The sequence below is a fragment of the Brevundimonas sp. NPDC092305 genome (assembly GCF_044755415.1).
Taxonomy (GTDB): domain Bacteria; phylum Pseudomonadota; class Alphaproteobacteria; order Caulobacterales; family Caulobacteraceae; genus Brevundimonas.
The window spans coordinates 1,644,849-1,656,578 of sequence record NZ_JBIVQY010000001.1; the positions used below are offsets into that span (position 1 = coordinate 1,644,849).

Consider the following 11,730-nt stretch of genomic DNA (forward strand, 5'->3'; position numbering starts at 1 on the left):
CAGAACCCGCATGACCGACACGCCCGAACCGTCGCCCGAAAAATCCGGTGTCAGCCGTTACTTCTCGGAAGGCCGTGCGGGCGTCGCCGCCCTGGTTGTGGCGATCGTGGCCCTGATCGCCTCGGTGGCTCCCTATGTCGTCAGCGGCCCGTTCGATACGCGCGTCCGGACCTACCTGCTGACCCACCCCGAAGTGCTTCAGGAGGTCAGCGACGCCCTGCAGACCAAGGAAGACCAGGCTCGGGTCGCCTCCATCCAGGAACGCGCCGACCAGAACCCCGCCCTGCTTCAGGTCGACGCCCGCGACCCCGCCTTCGGCCCGGCGAACGCCAAGGTCACGGTGGTGGAGTTCTTCGACTTCCGCTGCCCGGGCTGCAAGGCGACCGCGCCCGAGGTCCTGCGCCTGATGCAGGCCCACCCCGACGTGCGCTTCGTGTTCAAGGACTGGCCGATCCTCGACCGCGGCTCCGACGGCGTCTCGCACCACGCCGCCCGCGCCGCGCTGGCCGCCCACCGTCAGGGCAAATACCTTGAGGTCTTCCGCGCCCTGATGGCCGAGCCCTCGCTGGACGAACAGAGCATCAACGCCGTCCTCGCCGCCCACGGCGTCACTCTGGACCAGGCCCACGCCGACATGGCCGGCCCCGACGTCGCCCGCCATCTGGCCGACACCGACACCGCCGGCCGCGTGCTCCAGCTGGTCGGCACTCCCACCTTCTTCGTCGCTGGCAAGGCCCAGGCCAGCATCCAGCCGGCGGAACTGGACCGCGCGATCCGGGCGGCGAAGGCGGGCTAGGCCAGCCCCAGCTTCATCTCTCCGCCGATCCACTCGACCCGCGACATCCGCATCGCCTCGGCCGCCGCCGCGCGGTCGCCCAGCGCCGTTTCCGCCTCGGCCAGGACGAAATAGCTGTAGGGATCGTTGGGCCAGTCCTTCAGCAGTTCCTCGATCTTGGCCTTCGCCCCCGCCGCATCGCCCTTCGCCAGCAGCGCCGCCGCCAGACTGCGTCGGGTCGGATACCAGATCACGGGAGGGTCGCCGCCCTCCTCCTCCATGGCCTGTATCTCGGCCGCCCGCGTATAGGCCGCCACCGCCGCATCGGCGTCGCCCGTGATCATCGCCGCCCGGCCTTCCAGAATGCGCTGGGACAGTTCGGTGAACAGCTTCGCCATCTCCGCCATCCGGCCAGAGCCGAAGTTGGCCGAGCCGCGGAAGGCGTCGATCGCCTCGGCCTCGGCTCTTACCGCCGCCGCATCGCCCGCCCGCGCCGCCGCCTCGCCTCGCGCATAGTGCCAGCTGACCCGCAGCAGCACCCGGCTCTCGGGCGGCTGTTCCAGCGCCGCGACCTGCGCCTGCGTGCCGAACCGGCCGTAGATCGCATAGGCGTCGTTCGCCATGATCTGCCGCCAGGCGTTGTCCGCCGGAATGTCAGGATAGGTCTGCAGGAACCATTCGGCCAGCTTCAGCCCCTGCTCCCCCCCGCCCGCCATCAGGGCGCCGCCCATGCCGAAGTGGATGTTGTGGCCATGCAGCGGCATGCCCTTCACCCCGCCCGGCGGCCGCGCCAGCCCGTCATATTTCAGGTCCAGCGCCACGGCGTTGATGTTCGATTCCATCGCGTCCCGGTACCGCCCGACGCGATAGAAGGTGTGCGACGGCATGTGCACCAGATGGCTGGCGTTCGGCGTCAGCGCCGCCAGCCGCTCGCCGTACGGGATCGCCTTGTGCGGGTCCGCCGACCATTCGGTCAGATGGATATACAGGTGGATCGCGCCCGGATCGTCCGGCGCCTTGGCCAGAGCCTCTTCCAGAATGGTCAGCGCCCGGCCCGTGCGCGGGTCCTTCGGCGTGCCGTCGTCGTTCCAGCCATACTCCGCCGCCAGCATCTGGGCGTCCGCCGCGATCGTCGCGATCTGCACGTCGTCCGGATTGCGCTTGGCCAGCCGGTCCATGGCCCGGGCGTAGCGATCGTCACGCGACTCCTTGCGGCCAGAGTATCGCTGGATCAGCGCATCCATCAGCTGGCGCTGCACCGGCGTCACGTCCCGCGCATTACGCCGCGCGTCCCGCACCATCTTCAGCGCGGCCGGCGCGACCGAATCCTCATTGCCCCCGCCGTTCAGGTTCGGCCCCATCGCCCAGGCCTCGCCCCAGGCGCACATCGCACAGGTCGGGTCCAGCAGCCGCGCCTTCTGGAACGCCCGCACCGACTCCGTATGCTGGAACGCCCAGCGCAGCTGGACGCCGTAGTTGAACCACGCCTGCGCCTCCGGGTTCGCATCCACATCGAACCCGTCCGAGCCGATGCCGTCCACCATGACCATGTCGGCCACCGGCGCGCCTGCGGCGTCGTCAGCCCGATTCGGTTCACCTCAGATCGGCGGATTCTGCAGCAACGCATCGAGCGCCGCCTCCGCCGTCGCATCCGCCACCGCCGCCGGCCCCGACAGCAGCGCGGCCGCCGCCACGCCTGCAAACCACAGACTGCGCATATCTATTCTCCCTGCCCGTGGGGACAATGGCCTGCATATCGCCGTTAGCCAAGCGTTGCGGTCTTCTTGTCCCCCGGCAATCAGGCCATACTTCACATTCAGCGAAATCGGCCCGAACGCCCTTGCGTTCGGGCTCAGATTATTCGCGCACAAAGAATGTCATGCCTATCCGCCGCCTTCCCCCTGAGACCGTCAACCGCATCGCCGCCGGCGAGGTCGTCGAACGCCCCGCCAGCGCCATCAAGGAGCTGGTCGAGAACGCCCTCGACGCCGGCGCGACCCGGGTCGAGATCCAGGCCGACGGCGGCGGCCTGACCCGCATCCTGATCGCCGACGACGGGCACGGCATGGCCGCCGACCAGCTGGCCCTCGCCATCGAGCGCCACGCCACCTCGAAGCTGGAGCCCGACGACGCCGGCGACGTCGACCTGCTGCGCATCCACACCCTCGGCTTCCGCGGCGAGGCCCTGCCCTCCATCGGCTCCGTCGCCCGCCTGACCATCACCTCCCGCCCCAAAGACGGCGGCGACGCCCACCAGATCACCGTCGAGGGCGGCGACCAGCGCCCGGTCGCCCCCGCCGGCTTCCCCGGCCCGCACGGCGCCCGCGTCGAGGTCCGCGACCTCTTCTACGCCACCCCCGCCCGGCTGAAGTTCATGAAGTCCGAACGCTCCGAGGCCATGGCCATCTCGGAAGAGATCAAGCGTCAGGCCATGGCGCACGAGACGGTCGCCTTCACCCTCGACCTCGACGGCAAGACCACCCTGCGCCTGCCCGCCGAACACCCCGGCGATCAAGGCCGGCTGAAACGCCTCGCCGCCCTGCTGGGCCGCGACTTCGAGGCCAACGCCCTGCTGATCGATCAGGAACGGGACAACGTCCGCCTCAGCGGCTACGCGGGCCTGCCGACCTACAGCCGGGGCAACGCCGCCCACCAGTACTTGTTCGTCAACGGCCGCCCGGTGAAGGACCGCCTGCTGCAGGGGGCCCTGCGCGGCGCCTACGCCGACTTCCTTGCCCGCGACCGCCACCCGGCCGCCGTCCTCTTCCTCGACATCGACCCGCTCTACGTCGACGTGAACGTCCACCCCGCCAAGGCCGAGGTCCGTTTCCGCGACCCGGCTCTCGTGCGCGGCCTGATCGTCGGCGCCCTGCGTCACGCCCTCGCCGCCGCCGGCCACCGCGCCTCCACCACCGTCGCCGCCGACGCCCTCGCCGGCTTCCGCCCCCACACCGACCTCGGCTCCGGCTACAGCCCCTCCGCCCCGTCCGCGCAGGGCTGGTCCGGCTGGCAGGGCTGGGCCGCCCCGGCCACCGCCACGGCCCAGGTCATCCCCGGCCTCAACGAGCGCAGCGCCCGCGTCGAGGCTCCGCCCGACTTCGCCCCGGCTCCCATGCCCACAGGCGAGGTCTTCGATCCCCTCGACTACCCCCTCGGCGCCGCCCGCGCCCAGCTCCACGGCACCTACATCGTCGCCCAAACCCGCGACGGCCTCGTCGTCGTCGACCAGCACGCCGCCCACGAACGCCTCGTCTATGAGCGGATGAAAACCCAGATGGCCGAGGGCGCGGTGACCCGTCAGACCCTCCTGACCCCCGAGGTCGTCGAGCTCGACCCGTCAGAGGCCGAACGCGTCGCCGCCCGCACCGACGAACTGGCCGAGCTCGGCCTCATCGTCGAGCCCTTCGGCGCCGGCGCCGTCCTCGTCCGCGAAACCCCCGCCCTGCTCGGCGACACAGACGTGCAAGGCCTCATCCGCGACATCGCCGACGACCTCGCCGAACACGGCGCCGCCCTGTCGCTGAAGGAGCGCATGGCCGAGGTGTGCGGGACGATGGCCTGCCACGGGAGCGTGCGGGCCGGGCGGGTGCTCAGCGCGCCCGAGATGAACGCCCTGCTTAGACAGATGGAAGCGACCCCACACTCAGGCCAGTGCAACCACGGGCGGCCGACGTATGTGGAGCTGAAGCTGGCGGATCTGGAGCGGCTGTTCGGGCGGAGGTGATGTGCGGTCAAGGCCGACGGGAAGTTCGCAACCCAAGGGATCTCGCTTAGCAAAGGCGAGATGTTAGGTTACGGCAATGGATGCGCCGTGGACAAAATTCTGGTTTGGTATCTCTGTAGTGGGTTGGACTGGATTCCTTGCTGGTCCTGCTCTTGGCCAGCTTGGGTCGGCGGCCGAATGGGCGGCTGGGCTGGCCACTGTGGCCGCCGTTTACGTGTCGCTTCGCACTGCCCGCAATCAAGGCAATCTGGCCCTCAAAGTTGCTGAAGATGATCGGCTCGAAAGAGCTGATGCCGAGCGTGCAAACTCACTTCGGCTGTTGAAAGCGGCGTTGATTGTCGTGAATTCTGCTCATGCCAGTATGAGTAAGGCGAATGCCGATTTTGCGCAGCTAGAGCAGCGCCGGACGGAGTATGCCCTCGCCGTCCTCGAAAGCCCGGCAACGACGATCATCACAGAAAGCTTGGGGCAATTTCGGTTAGATCAACTGCCGACTACGACGTCTGTAGACCTCATCATGGCGGCACGAGCGAGTTGGGCTGGCGTAGTCGATCGTCTGATGAAAGCATCGTCCGACTGGGTAGAGACTTTTATGGATGAGGAGCTCGTAGACGTGACCCGGCTAGATCAGGCTGCCGAACGACTCGCCGACGAAATCGTTCGACTGGGAGGACGAGGTGACACTTTCGAAGACATCGGCGTTCAGCTGCGACTAGGCGTTGCTGAAGCTAGGGCCCGGCTAATCAATCCCCACTAGCCCCCCATGCCCTCCATCCTCTTCGTCTGCCTCGGCAACATCTGTCGCTCGCCCCTCGCCGAGGCCGCCCTGCGTGACGAAGCCCGCCGTCGCGACCTCGACCTGATCGTCGACTCCGCCGGCACGGGGAACTGGCATGCCGGCGAACCGCCGGACCCACGCGCCATCGCCACGGCCGCCCGCAACGGCGTCGACATCCGCTCCTTAAGCGCCCGTCAGGTCACCCGCGCGGACTTCACCCGCTTCGACCACATCGTGGCGCTGGACCACGACAATTTGAAGGACCTGCGCCGCCTCGCTCCCGCCGACGCCACGGCCGAACTCAGCCTGCTGCTCGACCACGTTCCCGGCCGCGAGGGCCAGTCCGTGGTCGATCCGTGGTTCGGCGACGAGGCCGGCTTCGACGTGACCTGGGCCGAGGTCACGGCGGCGGCGCGGGGGCTGGCGGGACTTGCCGCCGGAACGGATCGCTGAAGCGCGAGTCTGTGGTGAGAGCGGTGTCGTTCAGCGTCATCAGAAAGGCGACCAGCGCCGCACGGTCTTCCACACTCAGCTTCAGGCGCTGCGGCCCGGAGCCCTGACGCAGGCGATCGTCGAGGGCCGGGCCGTCCTGAATGCCGTGGTCATAGAAGTCGACCACCTCGGCCAGGGTCGCGAACCGGCCGTCATGCATATAGGGCCCCGTCAGCCCGACACTGCGCAGCGATGGCGCCTTGAACAGGCGGGTCTCTCCGGCGTCCAGCCCGTTGCTGCGTGTATCCGCCGTCAGGGCGAAGGTGGGAGGAAGGTGACAGGCCGAGCAGCCGGCGCCGCCCTGCCCGACGCCGGTCATGAACAGATGCCGGCCCCGGTTCTCCTCCGGCGTGAAGTTCGGCAGGTCGACATCCAGCGCACGGTTCGGCGCGGAGGGCGAGAAGACCCGCGCATAGCCATCGTCCCAACGGCTTGAACTCGAGATCATCGCGCGCACGAACTGCGCCAGCGCCTGCTGGATACGCGGCTCTGTGATCGCGGGGTCGCCGAACGCCCATTCGAACAGATCGGGATAGTAGGACATCGAGTCCATCTTGCGGATCAGGTCGTCAAAGCCGCCCGCAGCCCCGCCCCAGCCCAGCTCGACCAGACTGTGGAACGGATGGCTTGCCTGCGCTTCCACGCTGGTCGCGCGCCGATCCCAGAAGGTGGTGCCGGGTCGCCAGTAGCGCAGATTGCCGAGCCGCATCGCGTGGAAGTCAGTCGTCGCGGCGCCGCTGATCCCGTTGCTGAACCGCATAGGATCGGTGAAGCCGAACCTCTGTTGATGGCAGGAGGCGCAGGACGCCCGGTCATTCGTGCTCAGCCGCAGATCATAAAACAGGACCCGTCCCAGCGTGGCTGTCCGGTCATCGACGGCATTGGTCTCCGGGCTGTTGTCCAGCACTGTGACCGTCTCATCGAACCAAGTGGGAAGCGTCGGCGTCGCGTAGTCAGCGACGTGCGCGAAGTCGATCGTCGTCAGTTCCGCCACACCGGCCGGGGTGGAGGATTGCCGGTTGCTTCCCCCATCCCCGCACGCGACCAGGACAAGCGTTGAAGCGAGCGCAATCCCTCGTTTTACCCCCCGGTTCATCGCCATCCCGTTCTGAAATATGTCCCGATGCTGAAGCGTCGCCGTCTCTCCATGAGTATCGAGGTTAGCATTTCTCGCTTTGAGTCGAATCAAAAATGCGTCAGTGTAGAATAAATCTCGCTTTCGACTGTAATATTTGAGTAATCAATATGCGTAACCGCTCCAAGTCCTCGTCGCCCGCCCCGCTTTCGCGCCGTGGCACGCTGACGATGCTGTCGTCGGCAGCCCTGCTCGCTGCATGTGGGGGCGGCGGATCGTCTTCGCCGCCACCACCACCCCCTCCCCCGCCGCCACCTCCGCCTCCGCCTCCACCGCCTCCCACCACGCCCGCCGCGTGGTTCGGCTACGGGCGCGATGCGCAGCATACGGCCGTCAGCGCGGTCGCCTCGCAGGATCTCGGGCGGATCACCTGGTCGGCCCCGGTTGATCTGGCGCCGCAATACACGGCAGGCGGCGCGCTCCTCACCCACTACGGCTCGCCGGTCGTGACGACGAACAATACGGTCGTGATTCCTGTGAAGACGGGCGCTACCGGCGGCTACCGGGTCGAGGGCCGCAATGGTGCGACGGGCGCGGCCAGATGGACGTTGAACACCGACTACATCAGCCCGCCGCGCAACTGGGTCCCCCCCTACAACATCCTGCTCACCGAGCAGGGCCGGCTCTATGCGCCGGGCGCCGGCGGCAAGTTGCTGATGCGCACGGACGCAGACGCGCTGATCGAACCCTTCGCGACGCAGGTTTTCTACGGCGCGGCTGCCTATGACGCCAATCCGGCGTCGTTCGACCGCACGGTATTCATCAATACGCCGCTGACCGCCGACGCGCAGGGCAACATCTTCTTCGGGTTCGTGGTGACCGGCGCCAATCCGGCGGGACTGCTGAGCGGCATCGCCCGCATATCACCCGACGGCGTGGGCCGCTGGGTCGGTGCGGCCGCAGCAGCCGGTGACGCTTCAATCGACAAGCCCGCGATGAACTGCGCGCCGGCTCTCTCGCCCGATGGCCGCACAGTCTACATCGCGGTCAACCGGTACCAGACAGGGACAGGCTCCCTGCTCGCGCTCGACAGCACGACGCTTTCAACCCGCGCAACAGTCGCCTTGATGGATCCGAACCTCGGCGTTGGTGCGCGCATCAGCGACGACGGCACGTCAGCTCCCGTGATCGGACCTGATGGCCGTGTGTTCTACGGCGTGTCGGAGGCGCGTTTCCCGACGCATAACGCGCGCGGATGGCTGCTGCAGTTCGACGCACAGCTCAATCCCGTAGGTGTGCCGGGCAGCTTCGGGTGGGACGTAATGCCCAGCGTGATCCCGGCATCGATGGCGCCCGGGTATAGCGGTCCGTCGACCTATCTGCTTGCACAAAAGTACAACAACTACAGAGGTATAGGGACGGGAGACGGACGCAACAGGATGGCCGTGCTCGACCCGAGGATGAGCCAGGCCGATCCGATTGTACCGGGCGTTCAGGTGATGCGCGAAGTCATGACGATCATCAGTCCAACTTCGGACGGCAGCGCAACAGGGCGGTTCGAGTGGTGCAACAACACCATGGTCGCCGACCCGTTTCGCAGATCGTTGCTCGCGACGGCGGAGGACGGGATCCTGTACCGCTGGGATCTTACGACAAACACCCTGTCGCAGGATATCCGGCTCAACACTGGGCTTGGTCAGGCCTACACGCCGACACTGGTCGGTGCAGACGGCGCCGTCTACGCCATCAGCAATGCGATTCTGTATTCAGTTCGCAGCAGCTAGCGGCGCACTGAGTGAGGCCTTGAGCGCATTACGCGACTCGCGGGCCAAGCGGGCGACCAACGAGCCCGGAATGGGCTTCCGCTCGGAAACGTCACGCCGGTTTTGCTGAACTTGAGCCCGGCGGCGGTCAGGTCGTCCGCGCAGGCGGTGATCGCTCCAGTGGCAGGCAGAGGCCGCACTGTCGGCTGAAGGCGGCATATCCGGCCACTGTCGCTCCGGCGATGCGGAAGCCCGGCATGTCATAGGCGATGATCTTCTCCGCCTCGGGCAGCGCCTCGGCCAGCTGTGCCCGAAGCCGGATCAGCAGCGCTCGAAACAGCTCCGGGGCCGCGGCGATATAGGCGTCATGATCTGGGACAGTCGTCATGCCTTTGATCCTCTCCGGCGTCAGAACCGGAACGACTCGACCGTCCCTGTCGCCCGCCCGCCGGACACCACCGCTCCGCCGGCGATCGCGTAGACCGCGTCCTGCATCGCCGCCGCTGCCAGCCCGTGCCTGGGCGTCTTCATCTCCGGCCCGGCCTCCCAAAGGTCGCGCTTCGGATCGTACAACCACGTCTCGGCGAACACCCCGCCGCCGCCACCCTGCGCGCGCGGCCGGAACCACTCGCCGCCGAAAGCGACCAGTCGGCCGTTCAGCGCCGCCATGGCCAGCCCGCCGCCGACCTGATTGTTCGCCGCATAAGACCTCGGGACCGGCGCCAGGGTGTCCCAGCGGTCCTCGGACAGCGTGTACCGATCCAGCCGCCCCGTGCCGCCGCCACTGACGGTGCGCCCGCCCGCGACCCAGATCGCCCCGTCCATCGCCGCCGCCGCCGCGCTGTTCCGCGCCATCGGACAGGGCCTGCCGACCGACCACCGGTCGTCGCCGACGTGATAGATCAGGTGCCGGTCGCTGTCGGCCTGATCGTTCCAGTTCCCGTTGGCCTCGCCCGCCGGGGTCCGCCCGGTGACCAGATGCAGGGTCTCGCCCCAGCCCACGCCCACCGCCTCCGCCTGTGGCGACGGCAGCGGCGCGATCGGCTTCCACGAACCCTCGGCAAGCACCCAGCCGGTCGTCTGGTTGGTCCATTCCCCCGCCGGCGACACGGCATAACCCCCGATCGCATATAGGTCTGCGTCGCCGGAGATCAGCATCGGATGGTGCCGGGGCGCCGGCAGCCTTGGGCCCTCCTCCCAGCGATCGGCCACGGGGTCGTACATCCCCACCCGGTCCTCGACGTGCAGTGGCGCATCCCGCCGCATCGCCAGCCCCCCTGCCGTGACGATCTTCCCGTCATGCACGGCCGCATAGATCTCCTGCACCGCCCACGGCATATTGGCCTTGGAGACCCACCCCGCCTCCCGCGCCCTCGCCGGAGCGGGTGAGACCGCCACGGCGGCGCTGGCGACGAGGAAGCTGCGGCGATCGATCGGGGGCATGCGGGCGCTCGTGTCTGGAACTGGCTTCAGGCCATCCTGTCAGTAGCCAGCTTCACCGCAAAGACATCCGTCAGAGACGCCTCAGGGCTGGAGCGCCTCACGCATGAAGGCGACGACCTTGGGCCACGCATCCGCACGAGCGGCGGCGTTGGCCTCGGGCGTTCCGCCACTGCGAAGGCTCTCGCGCGGACCGCCGTCGCCGACCAGATCGTGGCCCGCCTCGGGATAGATCAGCGCCGTGGTCTCACGGCCCGCCGCCTGACGCGACGCCACGATCGCCCGGGCGGCGTCCGCCGAGTTCCACTGTGCGTCCTTCTCGCCCGCGATCAGGATCAGCGGCCCGGCGTAGGTCTCGACCGGGATGCGCGCCTCGGCTTCCTTCTCCGGATGATCGGCGCGGCCGTTGGCGTGGATGGCCCGCATGTCGGCCGCGCCCGGCCCGGCCATGAGTCCTTCAACGAAGCCGCGATAGGGCATGAACGGCAGCGCCTGTCCTTCGAACGAAAACGACGATCGCGCGCCTTCGGCCTCGATCGTCTCCAGCCCCCAGCCCTCCCAGACCACATCCGACGGCGTATAGGCGATCACCGCGTCGATCCACGGATAGCGGCTGGCGGCGATCAGGGCGAACTCCGCCCCCTTGGACGCGCCCAGCAGGCCGAAGCGCTCCACATCGGCGGCCGGGACCGTCTTCAACGCCTCACGCAGCCGGCCGAGCTGATCCACGGGGATGTCCACGAAGCTGCCGGCGATCTCGGGCAGGGCCTTCGGCGGGCCATACGCGCCCCAGTCCGGCGAATAGTAGGGCAACCCGACGGCCGCATAGCCCATGCGCGCCAGGATCGGGCCGAACCGGTCGCCCGCCTCGGTCCCGCCCTCGGCGCCATGCAGGATGACCACCACGGGGCGTGGGTCAGCGCCCTCCGTCGCGTACACCTTGGCGTGCGGGAAGCCGGGCACCTCGGTCACCGCGACCTCCTGGCTCCAGCCGACGGCGGGCGTCAAACCCATCATCAAGGCCACGACAGCGCCTGCGCGCCGAATGATCCTGCCCAGCATGTTTCCTCCCGGCGAACGCCGCTATGGAAGGACTAGCCGACGCTGCGCCGCAGGAACAGCACCCGGGCCGCGCCATAATCGCGCGCATCCAGCCGCTCATAGCCCGGCGTCTCGATCTCCGGCTCGTCCGAGCCTCGTTCGAACACCACGATCGCCCCGGGCTTCAACCAGTTCCCCTCGATCAGCCGCGCCAGCGTCTGCTCGCCCAGTCCCTTGCGGTAGGGTGGGTCCAGAAAGGCCAGGTCAAAGGCCTCGTCGTCCGAGCCCGGCCGAACACCCAGATCAGTCGCGCTCCGCCGGTGCACCCGTGTCCGCCCCATAACGCCATAGACGTCCGCGTTCTCGCGGATCGCGCCGCGCGCCTCATCCTCGATCTCGACGAAGAGGGCGAAAGCCGCGCCCCGGCTGATCGCCTCGAAGCCCAGCGCGCCCGAGCCGGCGTACAGGTCGATGACCCGCGCGCCGTCAAGCGGCTCGCTCCACGCCGCATGTTCCAGCACATTGAACACCGCCTGCCGCGCCCGGTCCGACGTCGGCCGCGTGCCCTGCCCTTCCGGCGCGACGATGGCCCGGCCCTTCAGCGATCCAGCAACGATCCTCATGCGCCCGCACTGGACCGGA

Annotated in this window: 11 protein-coding genes; 5 read left to right on the plus strand and 6 right to left on the minus strand. The window is 68.3% G+C overall.

All coding sequences use genetic code 11. The features are described 5' to 3' along the window. Window positions 1-10: 10 nt before the first annotated feature. Window positions 11-796, plus strand: coding sequence for a DsbA family protein (locus tag ACIQC9_RS08215; RefSeq protein WP_400614309.1), 786 nt, complete (start codon window positions 11-13; stop codon window positions 794-796). Here ACIQC9_RS08215 and ACIQC9_RS08220 read toward each other — a convergent pair. Further along, on the minus strand, window positions 793-2,334 hold the full coding sequence (locus tag ACIQC9_RS08220; protein WP_400614310.1) for a tetratricopeptide repeat protein: 1,542 nt from the start codon (window positions 2,332-2,334) through the stop codon (window positions 793-795). The genes ACIQC9_RS08215 and ACIQC9_RS08220 overlap by 4 nt on opposite strands. Before the next feature lie 320 nt (window positions 2,335-2,654). Here ACIQC9_RS08220 and mutL point away from each other — a divergent pair, with 320 nt between their 5' ends. The 3 genes from mutL (at window position 2,655) to ACIQC9_RS08235 (ending at window position 5,730) form a co-directional block, all read left to right on the plus strand. Continuing rightward, window positions 2,655-4,499 (plus strand): DNA mismatch repair endonuclease MutL, encoded by a 1,845-nt coding sequence (gene mutL, locus ACIQC9_RS08225; RefSeq protein ID WP_400614312.1) that lies wholly within the window; start codon window positions 2,655-2,657, stop codon window positions 4,497-4,499. A gap of 76 nt (window positions 4,500-4,575) precedes the next feature. Next, the gene (locus ACIQC9_RS08230) at window positions 4,576-5,256 is read left to right on the plus strand and encodes a hypothetical protein (RefSeq protein WP_400614313.1); all 681 of its coding nucleotides are present in this window, start codon (window positions 4,576-4,578) and stop codon (window positions 5,254-5,256) included. A gap of 6 nt (window positions 5,257-5,262) precedes the next feature. Further along, window positions 5,263-5,730, plus strand: coding sequence for a low molecular weight protein-tyrosine-phosphatase (locus tag ACIQC9_RS08235; protein ID WP_400614314.1), 468 nt, complete (start codon window positions 5,263-5,265; stop codon window positions 5,728-5,730). On the opposite strand, the gene ACIQC9_RS08240 is transcribed toward ACIQC9_RS08235, so the two are convergent. Beyond that, window positions 5,678-6,763, minus strand: a complete 1,086-nt coding sequence (locus ACIQC9_RS08240) for a cytochrome-c peroxidase (protein ID WP_400614315.1) — start codon at window positions 6,761-6,763, stop codon at window positions 5,678-5,680. The genes ACIQC9_RS08235 and ACIQC9_RS08240 overlap by 53 nt on opposite strands. 251 nt (window positions 6,764-7,014) lie before the next feature. Between ACIQC9_RS08240 and ACIQC9_RS08245 the strand changes: the two genes are divergently transcribed. Next, window positions 7,015-8,628 carry a hypothetical protein gene (locus tag ACIQC9_RS08245; protein ID WP_400614317.1) on the plus strand — a complete coding sequence of 538 codons (1,614 nt, stop codon included), beginning with the start codon at window positions 7,015-7,017 and terminating at the stop codon, window positions 8,626-8,628. Window positions 8,629-8,755: 127 nt separating this feature from the next. On the opposite strand, the gene ACIQC9_RS08250 is transcribed toward ACIQC9_RS08245, so the two are convergent. The 4 genes from ACIQC9_RS08250 to rsmD all read right to left on the minus strand — a co-directional run bounded on the left by ACIQC9_RS08250 (window position 8,756) and on the right by rsmD (window position 11,711). Beyond that, the gene (locus ACIQC9_RS08250; RefSeq protein ID WP_400614318.1) at window positions 8,756-8,995 is read right to left on the minus strand and encodes a hypothetical protein; all 240 of its coding nucleotides are present in this window, start codon (window positions 8,993-8,995) and stop codon (window positions 8,756-8,758) included. Between the two features lie 20 nt (window positions 8,996-9,015). After that, window positions 9,016-10,050 (minus strand): Kelch repeat-containing protein, encoded by a 1,035-nt coding sequence (locus ACIQC9_RS08255; protein ID WP_400614319.1) that lies wholly within the window; start codon window positions 10,048-10,050, stop codon window positions 9,016-9,018. An 81-nt stretch (window positions 10,051-10,131) separates the two neighbouring features. Continuing rightward, a complete protein-coding gene (locus ACIQC9_RS08260; protein ID WP_400614320.1) occupies window positions 10,132-11,109 on the minus strand; it encodes an acyl-CoA thioester hydrolase/BAAT C-terminal domain-containing protein in 978 nt (325 codons plus the stop codon). A gap of 32 nt (window positions 11,110-11,141) precedes the next feature. Next, window positions 11,142-11,711, minus strand: coding sequence for a 16S rRNA (guanine(966)-N(2))-methyltransferase RsmD (rsmD, locus tag ACIQC9_RS08265; protein ID WP_400614322.1), 570 nt, complete (start codon window positions 11,709-11,711; stop codon window positions 11,142-11,144). Window positions 11,712-11,730: the final 19 nt, after the last annotated feature.

Excerpts from the sequence above, each read along its gene's own strand:
- ACIQC9_RS08215 (WP_400614309.1), top strand. The coding sequence starts at position 11 with ATGACCGACACGCCCGAACCGTCGCCCGAAAAATCCGGTGTCAGCCGT.
- mutL (WP_400614312.1), top strand. The coding sequence starts at position 2,655 with ATGCCTATCCGCCGCCTTCCCCCTGAGACCGTCAACCGCATCGCCGCC.
- ACIQC9_RS08230 (WP_400614313.1), top strand. The coding sequence starts at position 4,576 with ATGGATGCGCCGTGGACAAAATTCTGGTTTGGTATCTCTGTAGTGGGT.
- ACIQC9_RS08235 (WP_400614314.1), top strand. The coding sequence starts at position 5,263 with ATGCCCTCCATCCTCTTCGTCTGCCTCGGCAACATCTGTCGCTCGCCC.
- ACIQC9_RS08245 (WP_400614317.1), top strand. The coding sequence starts at position 7,015 with ATGCGTAACCGCTCCAAGTCCTCGTCGCCCGCCCCGCTTTCGCGCCGT.
- ACIQC9_RS08250 (WP_400614318.1), bottom strand. The coding sequence starts at position 8,995 with ATGACGACTGTCCCAGATCATGACGCCTATATCGCCGCGGCCCCGGAG.
- ACIQC9_RS08255 (WP_400614319.1), bottom strand. The coding sequence starts at position 10,050 with ATGCCCCCGATCGATCGCCGCAGCTTCCTCGTCGCCAGCGCCGCCGTG.
- ACIQC9_RS08260 (WP_400614320.1), bottom strand. The coding sequence starts at position 11,109 with ATGCTGGGCAGGATCATTCGGCGCGCAGGCGCTGTCGTGGCCTTGATG.
- rsmD (WP_400614322.1), bottom strand. The coding sequence starts at position 11,711 with ATGAGGATCGTTGCTGGATCGCTGAAGGGCCGGGCCATCGTCGCGCCG.